At 68.4% G+C, this 16,469-nt stretch carries 18 protein-coding genes; 7 read left to right on the top strand and 11 right to left on the bottom strand.

Annotated features, from left to right (window positions below; all coding sequences use genetic code 11):
• Positions 1 to 70: 70 nt before the first annotated feature.
• From AC5P68_RS02680 to AC5P68_RS02665, 4 genes are read right to left on the bottom strand one after another with little or no spacing between them, the layout of a single operon-like run.
• Entirely contained in the window at positions 71 to 868 is a 798-nt protein-coding gene (locus AC5P68_RS02680) for an N-formylglutamate amidohydrolase (RefSeq protein WP_049402841.1), read from the bottom strand.
• Positions 861 to 1,415, bottom strand: coding sequence for an NUDIX hydrolase (locus AC5P68_RS02675; protein WP_005408165.1), 555 nt, complete (start codon positions 1,413 to 1,415; stop codon positions 861 to 863). The genes AC5P68_RS02680 and AC5P68_RS02675 overlap by 8 nt, the downstream gene beginning before the upstream one ends.
• A complete protein-coding gene (locus tag AC5P68_RS02670) occupies positions 1,412 to 2,347 on the bottom strand; it encodes a 5'-3' exonuclease (RefSeq protein WP_005408166.1) in 936 nt (311 codons plus the stop codon). Before AC5P68_RS02670 ends, AC5P68_RS02675 begins: the two co-directional genes overlap by 4 nt.
• On the bottom strand, positions 2,344 to 2,925 hold the full coding sequence (locus tag AC5P68_RS02665) for a nitroreductase family protein (protein ID WP_231522189.1): 582 nt from the start codon (positions 2,923 to 2,925) through the stop codon (positions 2,344 to 2,346). Before AC5P68_RS02665 ends, AC5P68_RS02670 begins: the two co-directional genes overlap by 4 nt.
• Before the next feature lie 331 nt (positions 2,926 to 3,256).
• Here AC5P68_RS02665 and pacR point away from each other — a divergent pair, with 331 nt between their 5' ends.
• Together pacR and AC5P68_RS02655 are read left to right on the top strand one after the other, a co-directional pair.
• Positions 3,257 to 5,578, top strand: a complete 2,322-nt coding sequence (gene pacR / locus AC5P68_RS02660; RefSeq protein ID WP_231522190.1) for a PacR family protein — start codon at positions 3,257 to 3,259, stop codon at positions 5,576 to 5,578.
• A gap of 51 nt (positions 5,579 to 5,629) precedes the next feature.
• Positions 5,630 to 6,709 carry an NAD(P) transhydrogenase subunit alpha gene (locus AC5P68_RS02655; RefSeq protein WP_231522191.1) on the top strand — a complete coding sequence of 360 codons (1,080 nt, stop codon included), beginning with the start codon at positions 5,630 to 5,632 and terminating at the stop codon, positions 6,707 to 6,709.
• Between the two features lie 90 nt (positions 6,710 to 6,799).
• Here AC5P68_RS02655 and AC5P68_RS02650 read toward each other — a convergent pair whose 3' ends face one another.
• The 3 genes from AC5P68_RS02650 to AC5P68_RS02640 are packed head-to-tail and all read right to left on the bottom strand — an operon-like array spanning position 6,800 to position 8,172.
• On the bottom strand, positions 6,800 to 7,261 hold the full coding sequence (locus AC5P68_RS02650) for a DUF3106 domain-containing protein (protein WP_231522192.1): 462 nt from the start codon (positions 7,259 to 7,261) through the stop codon (positions 6,800 to 6,802).
• Between the two features lie 3 nt (positions 7,262 to 7,264).
• Positions 7,265 to 7,591 (bottom strand): hypothetical protein, encoded by a 327-nt coding sequence (locus AC5P68_RS02645; protein WP_033834163.1) that lies wholly within the window; start codon positions 7,589 to 7,591, stop codon positions 7,265 to 7,267.
• Positions 7,588 to 8,172: an RNA polymerase sigma factor gene (locus tag AC5P68_RS02640; RefSeq protein ID WP_231522193.1), complete on the bottom strand. Its 585-nt coding sequence runs from the start codon at positions 8,170 to 8,172 to the stop codon at positions 7,588 to 7,590. The genes AC5P68_RS02645 and AC5P68_RS02640 overlap by 4 nt, the downstream gene beginning before the upstream one ends.
• Positions 8,173 to 8,270: 98 nt before the next feature.
• Here AC5P68_RS02640 and AC5P68_RS02635 point away from each other — a divergent pair, with 98 nt between their 5' ends.
• Positions 8,271 to 8,591 (top strand): NAD(P) transhydrogenase subunit alpha part 2, encoded by a 321-nt coding sequence (locus AC5P68_RS02635; RefSeq protein ID WP_033834162.1) that lies wholly within the window; start codon positions 8,271 to 8,273, stop codon positions 8,589 to 8,591.
• Positions 8,588 to 10,048, top strand: a complete 1,461-nt coding sequence (locus tag AC5P68_RS02630) for an NAD(P)(+) transhydrogenase (Re/Si-specific) subunit beta (protein WP_033834161.1) — start codon at positions 8,588 to 8,590, stop codon at positions 10,046 to 10,048. Before AC5P68_RS02635 ends, AC5P68_RS02630 begins: the two co-directional genes overlap by 4 nt.
• A gap of 290 nt (positions 10,049 to 10,338) precedes the next feature.
• Here the strand turns inward: AC5P68_RS02630 and AC5P68_RS02625 are convergent, their stop codons facing one another.
• Positions 10,339 to 10,758 carry a hypothetical protein gene (locus AC5P68_RS02625; RefSeq protein ID WP_059033210.1) on the bottom strand — a complete coding sequence of 140 codons (420 nt, stop codon included), beginning with the start codon at positions 10,756 to 10,758 and terminating at the stop codon, positions 10,339 to 10,341.
• A gap of 122 nt (positions 10,759 to 10,880) precedes the next feature.
• Here AC5P68_RS02625 and sufT point away from each other — a divergent pair, with 122 nt between their 5' ends.
• The 3 genes from sufT to AC5P68_RS02610 all read left to right on the top strand — a co-directional run bounded on the left by sufT (position 10,881) and on the right by AC5P68_RS02610 (position 14,781).
• Positions 10,881 to 11,432, top strand: a complete 552-nt coding sequence (sufT, locus tag AC5P68_RS02620; RefSeq protein ID WP_012479222.1) for a putative Fe-S cluster assembly protein SufT — start codon at positions 10,881 to 10,883, stop codon at positions 11,430 to 11,432.
• A gap of 59 nt (positions 11,433 to 11,491) precedes the next feature.
• Positions 11,492 to 12,586 carry a branched-chain amino acid aminotransferase gene (locus tag AC5P68_RS02615; RefSeq protein WP_061480117.1) on the top strand — a complete coding sequence of 365 codons (1,095 nt, stop codon included), beginning with the start codon at positions 11,492 to 11,494 and terminating at the stop codon, positions 12,584 to 12,586.
• 452 nt (positions 12,587 to 13,038) lie between these two features.
• Complete coding sequence (locus AC5P68_RS02610; RefSeq protein WP_049402837.1) at positions 13,039 to 14,781, top strand: S8 family peptidase; 1,743 nt, start codon at positions 13,039 to 13,041, stop codon at positions 14,779 to 14,781.
• A gap of 120 nt (positions 14,782 to 14,901) precedes the next feature.
• Here the strand turns inward: AC5P68_RS02610 and AC5P68_RS02605 are convergent, their stop codons facing one another.
• The 3 genes from AC5P68_RS02605 to wrbA form a co-directional block, all read right to left on the bottom strand.
• On the bottom strand, positions 14,902 to 15,387 hold the full coding sequence (locus tag AC5P68_RS02605; protein WP_010481766.1) for an asparaginase domain-containing protein: 486 nt from the start codon (positions 15,385 to 15,387) through the stop codon (positions 14,902 to 14,904).
• Between the two features lie 79 nt (positions 15,388 to 15,466).
• Positions 15,467 to 15,802, bottom strand: coding sequence for a DUF2069 domain-containing protein (locus AC5P68_RS02600; protein ID WP_111188657.1), 336 nt, complete (start codon positions 15,800 to 15,802; stop codon positions 15,467 to 15,469).
• Positions 15,799 to 16,392, bottom strand: coding sequence for an NAD(P)H:quinone oxidoreductase (gene wrbA / locus AC5P68_RS02595; RefSeq protein ID WP_012510135.1), 594 nt, complete (start codon positions 16,390 to 16,392; stop codon positions 15,799 to 15,801). Before wrbA ends, AC5P68_RS02600 begins: the two co-directional genes overlap by 4 nt.
• Between the last annotated feature and the right edge of the window lie 77 nt (positions 16,393 to 16,469).

Below are 16,469 nucleotides of genomic sequence, written 5' to 3'. Positions count from 1 at the left end.
AATGATCCAACTACCCTGAGGTTGCCGGCCAGCGGCCGGCACTACCGATCCGGAATGGATCCACGCGCGTTCAACCGAACGCCAGCAACTGCGGCTGCAATGCGCTGAAGATCCGCGCCAGCCGCTCCGCCCACGCCTGCTGCCCAGCCACATCGGCGATCAGGTCCTGGCGGATCTCCAGTTCCACGTGCACCAGCCCGCGGCCTTCGCCATGCACCGGCACCGCGTAGTCGCTGGTGCTGCTCACCGAATACGGTTCGTTGTCACCGACCACCAGGTCGCCTTCGTCGCGCAGTGCCTGCAGCAAGGCATGGGCGAAGCGCGTGTCCTGGTGGTACAGCACGCCGGCATGCCACGGTCGCTGCGCGCCGTTCATCGCCGGAGTGAAGCTGTGCATCATCACCAGCAGGGTGGGGCGGCCGGCATCTCGGCGCGCATCCAGTTCCGCGTCGATGCGCGCGTGGTAGGGCGCGTGGATCGCATCGATACGCTGCTGCCGCTGTGCCGCCGACAGCCCGGCATTGCCCGGCACCACGGTGTGGTCGCTCACCTCCGGAATCAGCGTCGGCGAGGCCAGCGGGCGGTTGCAGTCGATCAGCAGCCGCGAATAGGTCTGTTCGATGGCCCAGGCATCCAGCCGTTCGGACAGTGCGCGGGTGGTGCCGGCAATGCCGATGTCCCAGCCGATATGGCGGTCCAGTTCGGCCTGCGGCAAGCCCAGGCCTGCGAGGACACGCGGCACCTGCTGGCCGGCATGATCGGCCAGCAGCAGGTACGGCGAGGCGCCATGCGGCCGGTGGAGGGTGTAGATCGCTGGGTCGTCGGCGCCGAGCAGCGCCGGCAGCGCATGCAGGTCGGCGTCAGCCACGCGGGCGTCCGTCCAGGTGATGCTCGATCATCCACAGCCCGGCCCAGAGCTTGGCGTCCAGCTCGTAGCCTTCGCCCATCTTCTGCACCAGCCAGGCCGCTGCCTCACTGCGCGGAATCTCGTGCACGATGATGTCTTCGCTGTCGTCACCACCGCCCTCGCCAACGCGGCGCAGGCCGGTCGCGCGCACGAAGGCGATCTTCTCGCTGCTGGCGCCGGAAGAGGTCGGGCCGATCAGCAGCACTTCGGCGTGATCGGCGGTCCAGCCGGTTTCTTCTTCCAGTTCGCGCACGGCCGAGACTTCGATCGATTCGCCGGCGTGGATGTCCCCGACCAGGCCGGCCGGCATCTCGATGGTGGGTGCCTGCAGCGGCACGCGGAACTGCTCTACGAACAGCACCTTGTCCTCGGGGGTGACGGCGATGATGATCGCGGCCAGGCCACCGGCGTGGGTACGTTCGCTGTATTCCCAGGTGCCGCGCACCAGCATGCGCTGGTACTTGCCTTCATAGACGACACGCGGGGCTTCGGTGTTGCGCTGGCTCATGCGGGCTCGCTGTGGGTGGGAAGAATATCGGGCACGCCGGCGGCATCGAACAGCCGGCGGCGGGTCATCGGGCCGAAGCGCAGGGTCTGGCACAGGCCGCCGAGCAGCTCGGGATCGGCCGCCTGGCGCAGCAGGCCGGGCTGGCTGCCTTCCAGTGGCGCGTCCAGCGCGATGGTGGTCAGCTGGCGCCAGAGCTGGGCGTGCTCGCGCTGCTCGCGCAGGCGCACCGCCATCTGGGCGGCGCCGCGCAGGCGCAGGAAAGGCACTTCGTCCAGGCGTTCGTACAGTGCATCCATGCTGCCGAAATGGGCCAGCAGCACGGCGGCGGACTTGCTGCCGACGCCACTGATACCGGGAATGTTGTCCACCGCATCGCCGCACAGCGCCAGGTAGTCGGCAATCTGGTGCGCGTGCACGCCGTGCCGCGCCTTCACTCCGGCCACGTTCCAGCGCTGGTTGCGTGCGTAGTCCCACTGCTCGTCGTGATCCAGCAGCAGCTGCGACAGGTCCTTGTCGGCGGAGATGATCACGCCGCGGTGGCTGCCACGATGCACATGCAGGGCGCTTCCGATCAGGTCGTCAGCCTCGTACTCGTGGTGCGCCAGCACCGCCAGGCCCAACGCCGCGCACAGCGCCTTGCAGTGCACGAACTGGCGCTTGAGCGCCTCCGGCGCCGGGTCGCGGTTGGCCTTGTAGGCGGGGTACAGGCGGTGGCGGAAGCCACTGTCCAGCGCTTCGTCGAAGGCGATGGCGATGTGACGCGGGCGTTCGCGCTCGAGCAGGTCCAGCAGGAAGCGGGCGAAGCCGTGCACGGCGTTGGTCGGCCAGCCCTGCGCGTCCTGGAACTGGTCGGGCAGGGAATGCCACGCGCGGAACACATAGATGCTGGCGTCGACCAGGTACAGCGACGGCGGTGGTACCGGCAGGGTCATGCCGGAGGCGTCCAGTCGCGCAGCAGGGTGGCAGGGGCCGGACGCTCGCGCTCTGGCACGGCGGCCTTCGGCGTGCCGATATGGATGAAACCGGCGATGCCTTCGCCCTCGGCCAGGCCCAGGTAGGCGTGCACGGCGGGGTCGAAGGCCATCCAGGCGGTCAGCCACTGCGCGCCGAAGCCCAGCGCCTGTGCGGCCTGCAGCAGGGCGAAGCAGACGCAGCCGGCGGTCATCAGCTGCTCCTGTTCGGGGACCTTCGGGTCCGGGCGCGGGCTGGCCACCACCACGATCACCAGTGGCGCATGGCTGAAACGCTGGCGATCCTTCTCGAACACGGCCTCGCCCGCATGCGGGTCGCGTTGGCGGCGGCGCTCGGCCAGGAAGTCGCCCAGAGTGTGACGTGCATCGCCAGCGATCTTCAGGAAGCGGAACGGTACGCGCTTGCCGTGATCGGGCACGCGCACTGCCGAAGCCAGCATCCGCTGCAGGGTGGCCGGGTCCGGGCCGGGCTCGGCCAGTTGCCGCGAAGGCACTGAGCGGCGGGCATCCAGGGCGAGCAGGGCGGCGGGATCGGGCATGGAGTCTGAACCGGTCATCACGAAGGTTTGATTATAGTCGGGGTGGTCAAAGACACCGTCTGTGTCGCGTCTGGCCTTTGAATACCAAACTGTGATGAACGTCATGCCACTGGCGGGAAACGGGCGGCCGCTTCCCCTCGCCTCGCAGGCCTTGCACGGCTTACGATATCTACCTTGCCGGGCCGCCGGTCATGAGGTTTGAAGTGAGGACTGTTTCACTGTCCGTGACGGGCTGGCCGGCCTACCATCGACGTACCGGTACATGGGGTGTGCCGGTTGTCGCGATGTCCACGTTGTCTGTCGTACCAGAGAAGGTGGGGAGCCTTCCCGAATGATGAGCGCGCCCACACCGATGGGATCGCCGGGCCGTGACCCGGCCCAGCTCCAGCGTGCCCGGGACATGGTCCTGCCCGCGCTGTGCCAGGCCTTTGGCGCGGCACTGGCGCGCTTCGACGATGCCCTGTTCGACCGGGCCGGCAATGCCGGTTCGTCGCAGCTGCTGTTCCTGGATGCGATGCGCGAACTGCGCCGCCGCCGCGAGGACATTGCCGGTGCCTTCTCTGGCCACCTGCAGCGGGCTTGGGATGCGCTGGCCAGTGGTGAGCCCATGTCGGCCGAATCGACGCTGTCCGGCCCAGCCGAGGATGGCCTGAGCCTGCTGGCCGAGCACGTGCTGGAGTCGCGGCTGGCGGTGCGCAATTTCGCCACGGTGCTGCTGCGTGACTTCAAGCCGGTGCTGGCGCGGCTCGACCGTCGCCTGGGCCGTCTGGTCGGTGGCGCCGAACTGGATGCCGACCATAATCCCATCAGCCCCGAACACCTGGGCGTGGCCATCCACGAAGCCTTTGCCGGCTGTGAACTGGCCCCGGAAGTGCACCTGGTGCTGATCAAGCTGTGCGAGCGTGACCTGCGCGCGCCGGTGGGTCGCATCTACGAGAAGCTGGACGAGCAACTGGCCGCGGCCGGGGTGATGTCGCAGATGGGGGCGCCGCGGCGTCCACCGTCGGCCGCGCCCGACCCGCGCATGGCCTCGGGCCTGGATGACCTGGTGGAGCAGCGCCCGGGCTCGGGCCTGGACGGCGAATTCGGTGATGACGAGCAGGCCGCGCCGGCCTGGGCGCAGCGCTTTGCCGCACGCTGGTCCGAGCGGCGTGGCCACATGCAGCAGCACCTGGGCGCCGAAGGCAGCGGCACCGCCGAGGCCCATGCGGGCCAGCAGGGCATGCTGCTGGAGGCGCTGCACGAACTGCTGCAGCAGACCCGCCACGTGCGCGAGGACGCGACGTCGGCCGCACAGGTGGCGATCGGCCAGCAGCGTCCGCTCAGCCAGCGCGAGATGATGTCGGTGCTGTCGCTGCTGCAGGCCACGCCCAGTGCGACCCTGCGTGCAGCGATCGGCGAGGACGGCGAATCACTCGCGCAGCGGTTGAAGAGCGAAGTGCTGTCCAGCGCCACCCGTCTCGGTGTCGACCCGGGCCAGACCCGGCTGGACCCGCAGGACGAGGATGCAATCGACCTGGTGGGCATGCTGTTCGACGTGATGCTGGACGAGCGCGAACTGGAAGGCCGCTCGCGCGAGTTGATCGGCCGCCTGGTGGTGCCGTTCGTCAAGGTCGCCATGCTCGACCGTCGCATGTTCGTGCAGAAGACCCATCCGGCGCGCAAGCTGCTCAACTCGCTGGCCGAGGCCTGCGAAGGCAACACCGGCGAAAGCCAGGCCGAGCGCATGCTGATGGCCAAGGTCGAGGAGATCATCGAGCGCCTGGTCGCCGAGTTCAACGAGAACCTGGCGATCTTCCTGACCCTGGAAGAAGAATTCCGCGAGTTCCTCGTGCAGCATCGTCGCCGCGTGGAAATCGCCGAGCGTCGCGCCGCCGAAACGCAGCGTGGCCAGGAAAAGCTGGAAATGGCCCGTACCCGTGCCGGTGCCGAGCTGGACCGCCGCATTGGTGATGCCACCCTGCCGCCGGCCATCGCTGAATTCCTGCGCCAGCCATGGCAGCACCACCTGACCCTGGCGCTGCTGCGCGAGGGCGAGGAGGGCGCATCGGTGGCCGAAGCGCTGAACCTGGGCGACGGGCTGCTGGAGGAAGTGGCCGAGGCCCGCCGCCAGATCGTCGGCAAGCCGTGGCTGCAGGCCTGGCAGCCGGCGCTGGCCAAGGTGTTCGCCAGCGTGGGCGTGCATGGCGACGCCGCCACCGGTGCCATCGATGCCCTGCATGACACCCTGCAGGGCATTGCCGAATCGCGGCCGGAACTGCAACGCGCGCTGCCGGAACTGCCGCAAGTGGCACTACCGACCCCGCCGGTGGCCGAATCGCCGGCGGTCGAGCTGGGCGGGCAGATCGATGCCGATGATTTCGACAATGCCGACGCCGATCGCTTCCGTCGCATGGAGATCGGCAACTGGCTGGACTTCGTCGACAAGGACGGCAAGGTGCAGGCCGGCAAGCTGTCCTGGGTCAGCCCGATTTCCTCGCGCCTGCTGTTCGTCAACCGTCGCGGCGTGCGCTTCTGCGTGGCCTCGCCGGAGGAACTGGCGGTGATGGTGCGGCTGGGACGCCTGCGCGCCCATGTGGATGACGGTGCGTTCGACAGCGCGATGCAGGGTGTGATCGATCGGCTGGACCCGGGCAGCGCCACGCTGCACTGAGTGGAGCCGCCTGCTAGGATCGGGAAAACTCACCGATCAGCGGGGACCTGCATGGCCGTGGCGTTGCTGGGGATCAAGGAGACCGCGCCGGGCGAACGGCGCGTGGCGCTGACGCCGGAAACCGCGCGCAAGCTCGGCGCCCTCGGCATTACCGTCTGGTACGAGGCCGGTGCCGGTCTGGCCGCAGGTTTCACCGATGCAGCCTATGACGATGCCGGTGCCCGCGCATTCGACGCCGGGCGCTGGGCCGAAATCGACATCCTGTTGTGCGTGCAGCCGCCGCCGGCGGCGGTACTGGAACAGCTCAAGCCGGGTGCCACCGTGGTTGGCCTGTTGACCCCGGCCAGTGATCCGGGCCTGGCGGCACTGGCTGCCGATGACCGCCTGCACCTGTTCCCGCTGCAGCAGCTGCCGCGCACCACCCGTGCGCAGGCGATGGACGTGCTCAGTTCGCAGGCCGGCATGGCCGGTTACAAGGCCGCGCTGATCGCCGCCGAACGCGCACCACGTTTCTTCCCGATGTTGACCACCGCTGCCGGCACCGTGCGTCCGGCCAAGGTGCTGGTGATCGGTGCCGGCGTGGCAGGGCTGCAGGCCATTGCCACTGCCCGGCGTCTCGGTGCACAGGTGGAAGGTTTCGACGTGCGTCCGGAAACCCGCGAGCAGATCCAGTCGCTGGGCGCGCGCTTCCTCGACCTGGGGGTGAGCGCGGCGGGCGAAGGCGGGTACGCGCGCGCGTTGACCGATGAAGAGCGTGCCGAGCAGCAGCGCCGCCTGGCCGACCACCTGCGCAACGTGGATGTGGTGATCTGCACCGCGGCGGTACCGGGGCGCCCGGCGCCGACGATCGTGACTGCCGCGATGGTGGAGGGCATGGCCACCGGCAGCGTGATCGTGGACCTGGCCGCCGAGAGCGGCGGCAACTGCGCACTGACCCAACCGGGGCAGTGCATCGAGCATCAGGGCGTGACCATCGACGGCCCGCTGGGCCTGGCCAGCCGGGGCGCGACCCAGGCCAGCGAGATGTATGCGCGCAACCTGCTCAACTTCGTCGCGCTGTTCGTGCGCGAGGGGCAGCTGGCGTTCGACTGGGACGACGAGCTGCTGGCGAAGACACGCTGGCAGGCGTGAACGAACGAAATGGGGTCAGATCCCGGAATCTGCCAGGGGGCGGATCCCTTTGCCTCAGCAAAGGGCTCTGACCCCGTTCCCCGCGGCGTTTCAGCGCGGCTTCGCCGGCGGCGGGTTGTCGCGCACCCAGTCCTTGCGTTGTTCCGGCGTCATCTGCGACCAGCGCTCGCGCAGTGCGTCGCGCTGCGCGGGCGGCAGTTCCCGCATCTGGCCGAACAGGGCCCGGGCCTGCTCACGCTGTTCCGGGCTCATGTGCTCGAAGCGGCGCAGGCCACGGCGGGCCTTGTCGCGCTCCTCCGGGCTCATCGTCTGCCAGCGCCGGCCATGCGAGAGCATGCGCTGGCGCTGGCCGGCATCGGCGCTGTTCCAGCGGTCGCGCAGTGGCGCCAGCAGCGATTCCCGCTGCGCTTCGCTCAACTGTTCCCAGGCAGGCAGCGGTGCGGCCGGCGCGGGGCGTGCGGCAGGGGCGGGCGCGGCGCTCTGCGCCAGTGCCGGGAGGGCCGGCAGCAGCAACAGGGTCATCAGCAGGGGCAGGGCGTGCAGTCGGGACATCATTCACTCCATCGCCAGGTCGGTATCGCCCAGCCACAGGTACAGATCGGGATTTTCGTCGTAGAGCGCGCTGTTGTCTTCCACCGAGGCCAGCACAGGTGCCGGCGCGGGGCCCGTCAGCGTGCCATGGCCAGTGAGCTGCAGGCCGATACCCAGCGCCACCACCAGTGAACAGGCGCTGGCCAGCCACCAGCGCAGGCGCCCGTGCCGGGTCGCGCTGGCGCCGTGTCGGGCCTGGCGCAGGCGTGCCAGTGTGGCCGGCGACAGCGCGTGCAGCGACTGCGCGTGCAGGCTGCGCAGGGTGTCATCGGAAGGCAGGGAGCGGTTCACGGGTGGATCTCCAGGTAGTCCTGCAGCGCCTGCCGGGCGCGTGCCAGATGGGTTTTTACCGCGCCTTCGCTGCAGCCCATGGCGCGGGCGGTGGTGGCCCCGTCCAGGTCCTGCAGCACGCGCAGGGTGAAGGCCTCGCGCTGGCGGGCGGGCAGGCGGCGCAACGCGTCCACCAGCTGCTGGTACTGCTGGCGCTGTTCGTGCGCCTGTGCCGGGTCCGGGCCGGGATCGGCCCAGTCGATCTCGCCGCCTTCCGCGTCCTGGTTGTCGCGCCAGAACGGCAGGCGGAAGCGGCGCCGGCGCCGCACGTCGATCACGCGCCGGCGCAGGATGCTCCAGAACAGCGGCGCCCATTCGGCTGCCGGCTTGTCGGCGTAGTCCAGCATGCGCAGCAGCGCGTCCTGCACCGCGTCCATGGCGTCTTCGCGCTGGCGCAGGCCGGCCTCGGCGAAGCGGAACGCACGCGGGCCAACACTGGCCAGGAACGCTTCCAGCGATGCCGGCAGGGCATCGGTCTCGGCGCTCGGGGGGACGGGGCTGCTCACCAGCACAGGGTACGGTTCCTCGCTCGGGGTCACCATCGACAACGCGTGAGCGCCGCTTCGGTTGACGCCGGGTGCACGCCGGGTTCAGCCCATGGTTATGATGGGCCGACGAAGACAGAGCGGGAGCGTTGCCAGTGAGTGACGGGTTCGTAGCGCTGTACATCTTCATGCTGGCCGCCATCGCCGGCCACGTGATCATTTCGCGGGTGCCGGTAATCCTGCATACCCCGCTGATGTCGGGCTCCAATTTCATCCACGGCATCGTGCTGATCGGCGCGATGGTGGTGCTGGGGCACGCACAGACACCGTTGGAGAAGGCCCTGGGCTTCCTCGCCGTGGTGCTGGGTGCCGGCAATGCCGCCGGTGGCTACGTGGTCACCGCGCGCATGCTGGAAATGTTCAAGCCGAGCGCGCCCAAGGCCGGCAAGGACGAGCCGAAGGAGCCGCAGGCTTGAACATCAGCACCGTCGAACTGCTCGACTGGCTGGTCAAGGCCAGCTACCTCGTCGCCGCCACGCTGTTCCTGCTGGGCCTGCAGCGCATGGCCTCGCCACTGACCGCGCGCAGCGGCATCCGCTGGGCCGGGCTGGGCATGCTGCTGGCCACGGCGGCCACTTTCTTGCTTCCCGAACTGCACAACGTGCCGCTGATCCTGGTGGCGCTGCTGCTCGGCGCGGGCCTGGCCTGGTGGTCGGCCGGCAAGGTTGCCATCACCGACATGCCGCAGATGGTGGCGCTGTACAACGGCATGGGCGGTGGATCGGCGGCGGCGATCGGCGCGGTGGAGCTGCTGCGCTACGCCTTCCTTGCCAACCGCGATACCCGCCACTGGAGCGCACAGGCGCTGGCCGATCTGGCCGCGCGCCAGCCGTCGGGCACGGTGCTGCTGCTGGCGGTGGTCGGCGCAGCGATCGGCGCGGTGTCGCTGTCCGGCTCGGTGATCGCCTGGGCCAAGCTGGATGGACGCCTGGACAAGCGCGTGACCTGGCCGGGCCAGCAGGTGATGAACCTGCTCGTGGCGCTGGCGGTGGTGGTACTGGCGATCATCGCCGCCAGCACGCTCAGCACCTGGGCGATCGTTGCCTTCTTCGTACTTGCGCTGGCGCTGGGCGTGCTGATGACGCTGCCGATCGGTGGCGCCGACATGCCGGTGGTGATCTCGCTGTACAACGCGTTCACCGGCCTGGCGGTGTCGTTCGAAGGTTACGTGCTGGGCAACGAAGCATTGATCATCGCCGGCATGATGGTCGGCGCGGCGGGCATCCTGCTGACCCGGCTGATGGCCAAGGCGATGAACCGGCCGATCCGCAACGTGCTGTTCTCCAACTTCGGCGGTGGTGCTGGTGGCGAAGCGCAGGCGATCAGCGGCTCGCAGAAGCCGATCGAAGCGGCTGACGTCGCCGCGATGATGGCCTTCGCCGAGCGCGTGGTGATCGTGCCCGGCTACGGCATGGCCGTGGCGCAGGCGCAGCACAAGATATGGGAACTGGCGCAGCGGCTGGGCCAGCGCGGGGTCAAGGTGAAGTTCGCGATCCACCCGGTGGCGGGGCGCATGCCGGGGCACATGAACGTGCTGCTGGCCGAAGCGGGCGTGCCCTACGACCTGATCGCGGACATGGACGACATCAACCCGGAGTTCGCCAACACCGACGTGGTGCTGGTGATCGGCGCCAACGACGTGGTCAATCCGGTCGCACGAACCGATCCGGCCAGCCCGATCTACGGCATGCCTGTGCTGGACGTGGTCAATGCGCGCAACGTGGTGGTGATCAAGCGCGGCAAGGGCACGGGCTTCGCGGGCATCGAGAATGCGCTGTTCTACGCCGACAACACCCGCATGCTGTATGGCGACGGTGCCGAAGCGGCAGCCTCGCTGGTCAGCGAGTTGAAGGCGCTCGACGGCGGGCATTGAGGACCGGGGTCGGATCCCTTTCCGCAGGACTGGGCTCTGACCCCTTTGCCGGCCAGCGGCCGGCACTACCGCATCCACGCGTGGCGGCTACATCGGGTAGGTGCGGGCCCTGGTCCGCACGCGTTTGCCGGCCAGCGGCCGGCACTACCGAATCCACCCGTGGCCGCTGCATCGGGTAGGTGCGGACCTTGGTCCGCACGCTTCTGCCGGCCAGCGGCCGGCACTACCATCCCATCCACGCATGCGTGGATCTACCTGCATGTCCCCGGCGGGCGTGGCAACCGGCGCGCTCAGCGCGCCAGCCAGGCGCCCACGGCCAGGCCCAGCGCCAGCCACAGCCACTCCACCGCGCCATTGGCCAGGGTGATCAGGGTCCAGGCCAGGTGCGGGCCCATCCGCATCGTGGCGTCCCACAGGTCCAGCCCGATCGAGCCGCCCATCCAGGCGCTGGCGATGGCCCAGTTGGCCACGGCGGCCACCAGCAGGGTGCCCACCACGACCAGCACGATGCGCAGCAGGCCCGGGCCGAGCGTACCCATGCGCAGCATGAACACCAGTTCCAGGGCGGTCAGTACCGCCATCCAGCCGACCTGCCGGCCGGTCATCAGCGCCAGCACCATCCAGGCAAGGGGAGCAACAACCAGGCCCAGCAACAGCATGATGGGCCAGAGCCAGGTCACGGTCCTGGCACGCGCGGCATTGGAGGACATCGAAGCTCCCTGAAGATCACCCACAGGATACTGTGGTTTGCGGCGGTGCACCGGCGGTGCCGGAGCGGCTGGGCTAGAATGCCGTCTTGCGTGGCCCCGGCCACGGCCCCATATCGGTCCCCATGTATTCCCGTAGCAGCGAACCTGTCCACTTCGAGCGCGATTGCGAGGCCGTGATGGTCCCGCAGGGCGATACCGTGACCCTGCCCGCCGGCAGCTATGGGTACATCACCCAGGCGCTGGGCGGCAGTTATTCGGTGTTCGTCGAGGGCAACCTGTTCCGCATCGCCGGCAAGGACGGCGACGCCATCGGCAAGGAGGCACCGGCACCGCTGGAACTGCCGGCCGACGCCACTGATGAACAGGTGGAACAGCTGGTGTGGCAGCAGCTGCGCACCTGCTTCGACCCGGAAATTCCGGTGAACATCGTCGAACTGGGCCTGGTCTACGAGGTCGAGATCAAGCACCTGGACGAAGGCCAGCGCGAGATCGACGTGAAGATGACCCTGACCGCACCGGGCTGTGGGATGGGCGACATCCTGGTCGACGACGTGCGCAGCAAGCTTGAAATGATCCCGACGGTGGCCGAGGCCGACGTCGACCTGGTGTTCGACCCGCCGTGGAACCAGCACATGATGTCCGAGGCGGCCCGGCTCGAGACCGGCATGCTTTGACCCAGGGCCCGCAGTGACGCGGGCCCGGCACTACCCGCAACCAGAACAGGAATCCTCCGGTGTCCCAGTCCATCCCCAGCTTCGCCGTTACCCGTTCGGACCACCCGCGCAGCGCTGAAGAGCGCGCCCAGATCCTGGAGAAGCCGGGCTTCGGCCTGCACTTCACCGATCACATGGTGGAAGTGCGCTGGGACAAGGATGCCGGCTGGCACAACGCCAACGTGCGTGCCTACGGCCCGTTGCAGCTGGATCCGGCCGCGGCCGTGCTGCACTACGGCCAGGAAATCTTCGAAGGCATCAAGGCCTACCGCCATGCCGATGGTTCGATCTGGACTTTCCGTCCGGATGCCAACGGCCGTCGCCTGCAGCGTTCGGCGCAGCGCCTGGCGCTGCCGGAACTGCCGGTGGAGATCTTCGTCGAATCGCTGAAGCAGCTGATCGCGGTCGACAGTGACTGGGTGCCGTCGGCCGATGAGTCCAGCCTGTACTTCCGCCCGTTCATGATCGGCGACGAAGCCTTCCTCGGCGTGCGCGGTGCGCACAAGGCCGGCTACTACGTCATCGCCAGCCCGGCCGGCCCGTACTTCGCCAAGGGCGTTGCCCCGGTGTCGATCTGGCTGTCCACCGAATACGCGCGTGCGGCGAAGGGCGGCACCGGTGCCGCCAAGTGCGGTGGCAACTACGCAGCGTCGCTGTTGCCGCAGCAGAAGGCGCAGGCACAGGGCTGCTCGCAGGTGCTGTTCCTCGACCCGGTCGAAGGCAAGTACCTGGAAGAACTGGGTGGCATGAACGTGTTCCTGGTCTACAAGGACGGCACCCTGGTGACCCCGGAACTGTCGGGCAGCATCCTCGAGGGCATCACCCGCGAGAGCATCCTGCAGCTGGCCCGCGACCGTGGCATGAAGGTGGAGGAGCGCAAGGTCAGCATCGACGAGTGGAAGGACGGCGTGGCCTCCGGCGCGATCAGCGAAGTGTTCGCCTGCGGCACCGCGGCGGTGGTGACCCCGATCGGCCAGCTGAAGGGCGAGGGCTTCTCGGTGGGCGACATCAACGCGCCGGCCGGCGAAGTGACCATGTCGCTGCGCAAGGAACTGACCGATATCCAGTACGGCCGCCTGCCGGACCGCCACAACTGGCTGGTCAAGCTGGGCTGATCGGCCACATCGAATCGTAGAGCCGGGCCCGCGCCCGGCTGCGCTTCTGGAAAGCCCGTCCCCGCGACGGGCTTTCTGCGTTTCGGGCCAAGGAGTCAGATCCCTTTCCGCGTGAAAAAGGGATCTGACCCCGGATCGGTGGACGCCGATGTCGGCAAAGTCATTCCAGGACACGTGACGACCCAGTCAGGTCTGTGCAGGACACGAGAAAGTTCCTTCACCTTCACAAACCCTCGACCCAAAAAGTCTCAGAACGAACATTTCATCTTGCTGAAAAGACGCTGAAAATCTTGTGGTGTCCGGTTTCGGCCATTAGCGTCATGTGCACGGCGGATCGTTAGGGGGATCCGCTGACTCACCGGACTTCGAACCTCGCCAATGCAAGCCAGCCCAGGGTTCGGGCCGGTGCTTCTGCCGATTCCGGCATTCACACCACAAGAAAGGGAAATACGATGTCCCAGGTAACGCAACCGCGTGTGCGTCGAGTGTGGGTGGTCCTTGGTGCGTCCGTTCTGTCATCGCTGCTGCTGGCCACGCCTGCGCTGGCCGGTGATGTCCAGCTCAGCGGCCTGCAGTCCGCGCCGACGCACCAGCGCTTCATCGTCAAGTACCGCGACGGCAGCGCCGCCGTGGCCAACACTACTGCACTGGCTTCGTCGCTGAAGACGGCCGCTGCCGGCCTGGCCAGCAGCCAGGGCCGCGCGCTGGGCCTGCAGCAGGTCCGCAAGCTGGCCGTCGGCCCGACCCTGGTCAAGACCGACCGTCCGCTCGACCAGGCCGAATCCGAACTGCTGATGCGCAAGCTGGCCGCCGACCCGAACGTGGAATACGTCGAAGTCGACCAGATCATGCGCGCGACGCTGACCCCGAACGACACCCGCTTCAGCGAGCAATGGGGCTTCGGCACCTCAAATGCCGGCATCAACATCCGGCCGGCCTGGGACAAGGCCACCGGCACCGGCGTGGTGGTGGCCGTGATCGATACCGGCATCACCAACCACGCCGATCTCAACGCCAACATCCTGCCCGGCTACGACTTCATCAGCGACGCCGCGATGGCGCGTGATGGCGGCGGCCGCGACAACAATCCGAACGACGAAGGCGACTGGTACGGCGCCAACGAGTGTGGCGCGGGCATCCCGGCCTCCAACTCCAGCTGGCACGGCACCCACGTTGCCGGCACCGTGGCGGCGGTGACCAACAACAGTACCGGCGTGGCAGGTACCGCGTTCAATGCCAAGGTCGTGCCGGTGCGCGTGCTCGGCAAGTGCGGCGGCTACACCTCCGACATCGCCGATGCGATCGTGTGGGCGTCCGGTGGCACCGTCAGCGGCGTACCGGCCAACGCCAATCCGGCCGAAGTCATCAACCTCTCGCTGGGCGGCGGTGGCAGCTGCTCGACCACCTACCAGAACGCGATCAACGGCGCGGTCGGCCGTGGCACCACCGTGGTGGTCGCCGCCGGCAACAGCAACACCAACGTGTCCTCGTCGGTGCCGGCCAACTGCCCGAACGTGATCGCGGTGGCGGCGACCACCTCGGCCGGTGCACGTGCCAGCTTCTCCAACTACGGTACCGGCATCGACATCTCGGCACCGGGCCAGAGCATCCTGTCCACCCTCAACACCGGCACCACCACGCCGGGCAGCGCGACCTACGCGTCGTACAATGGCACCTCGATGGCAGCGCCGCACGTGGCCGGCGTGGTCGCGCTGATGCAGTCCGTCGCTCCGAGCCCGCTGAGCCCGGCGCAGGTCGAGAGCATCATCAAGAGCACGGCACGTCCGCTGCCGGGCGCCTGCTCGGGTGGTTGCGGCGCCGGCATCATCGACGCCAATGCCGCCGTGGCCGCGGCGATCAACGGTGGCGGCAACCCGAACCCGGGTGGCAACGTGCTGCAGAACAACGTGCCGGTGACCGGCCTGGGCGCTGCGACCGGTGCCGAGCTGAACTACACCGTGGCTGTTCCGGCCGGCAGCACCCAGCTGCGCGTCGCGATCAGTGGCGGCAGCGGTGATGCCGACCTGTATGTGCGCCAGGGCAGTGCCCCGACCGATACCACCTACACCTGCCGGCCGTACCTGAGCGGCAACAGCGAGACCTGCACCATCAACAGTCCTGCCGCCGGCACCTGGTATGTGCGGGTGAAGGCCTACAGCACCTTCTCGGGCCTGACCCTCAACGCCCAGTACTGAGCCCAAGCCCCTCTCCATGGGCACGCCCCGGCTCAGGCCGGGGCGTTTTCTCTTGGGTAGGCACCGGCCTTGCAAGGGCAGCGCTTTGGTGGGTGCCGACCTTGGTCGGCACGCTGTTCCTCAGACAGACTCGAAGCGGTTCGCGGCCACGTTCTTGCGCACGTGCTGCGGATCGAAGATACGACCGTTCATGGCGATGTATACGCCGCTCGGCAGCGACTGCACCGCACCGATCGCGCAGCCGATGTTGAACTCCGCATCCGACCCACGGAACCGCGCCGGGCTGAGCGCGCCGGTCATCACGATGGTCTTGTCCGGGATCGTCGCCAGCACCTTGCCTGTCTGCACCATCGAGTCGGTGCCGTGGGTCACCAGCACGTGGCGGGTCGGCTGCGCGGCGATGGTGGCGCGGATCAGTTCGCGGTCTTCATCGTTGATGTGCAGCGAATCCTTGCGCAGGATCGGAATCACGTTGAAGCGGAACGTCACGCCCAGCTCGCGCAGGATCATGCCGATCTGGGGGTCGCCGATCTGGTAGTCCGACTTGTCGTCGAAGTAGATCTTGTCGATCGTGCCACCGGTGGTGACGACCAGGAGCTCTTCCATCATGTGCATGCGCGAAACCAGGACAGGTACAGCGGCGCGGGGCCAGGAACACAGATGATACGGCCCGGCGGGCGCAGCGTCAGCGTCGCTTGCCGAAGCGGGCGCGCAGCCCCGGCAGGCTGGCGCTGAAGATCACCAGCAGGGCCAGGGCGACTTCGATCAGCGCCAGCCAGCGTGTTTCCGGGTGGCTCCAGGCGCTCATCACGCCGTGGCTGAACCAGCCCAGCGCCAGCACCGAGGCCCAGAACCCGGCCTTGCGCCAGCCCAGACGCAGCGCAAAGGCCAGCGCCAGCGGCGGCGCGGTGAACACCAGCTGGGTGGCCAGCCAGTGCTTGTCATTGATGAACCAGCCGGCGAACAGCGCGGCCAGCCCCATCAGGGCCAGCAGCAGGACCGTGCGCGGCGGGCGGCTCATCGGGCCAACCGCTGCGCGATGTCGGCCACCCGGCGGCCCAGCGCGCGGGCCAGCACGGCCTCGTCGTCGGTCGGCTGCGGATCGTCGGCGGCACCGGCCACGTGGCTGGCGCCATAGGGCGTGCCGCCGCTGGTGGTGTGGCTCAACGCCGGTTCGGTGAACGGGATGCCCACGATCACGCAGCCATGGTGCAGCAGCGGCACCTGCATCGACAGCAGGGTCGATTCCTGCCCGCCGTGCATCGAGGCGGTGGAGGTGAACACGCCGGCCGGCTTGCCCGACAGGGTGCCGTTGACCCATTCGGCGCCCAGCCCATCCAGGAAATGCTTCACCGGGGCGGCCATGTTGCCGAAGCGGGTCGGGCTGCCGAGCAGCAGGCCCTGGCATTCGACCAGGTCCTGCACGCTCACGTAGGGGGCGCCATCGTCGGGCACCGGCGGCTGTGCGGTCTGGGTCACCGCGGCCACCGGCGGCACCGTGCGCAGGCGCGCGGTCATGCCCGGCACTTCGCCGATGCCCCGCGCGATCTGGCGCGCCAGCCGTGCCACCGAACCGCCCCGGCTGTAATACAGCACCAGAATCTCGCCCATCGTGCCCGCTTCTCCTCGTCGTGTGGTCACCAGTATGGCTATCCTGCGAGCATTCCGCATCGGGTACCCTTCCACCG

The organism is Stenotrophomonas sp. YJH_SMC_58 (assembly GCF_059369635.1).
This window is presented reverse-complemented; position numbering and strand designations above follow the sequence as displayed.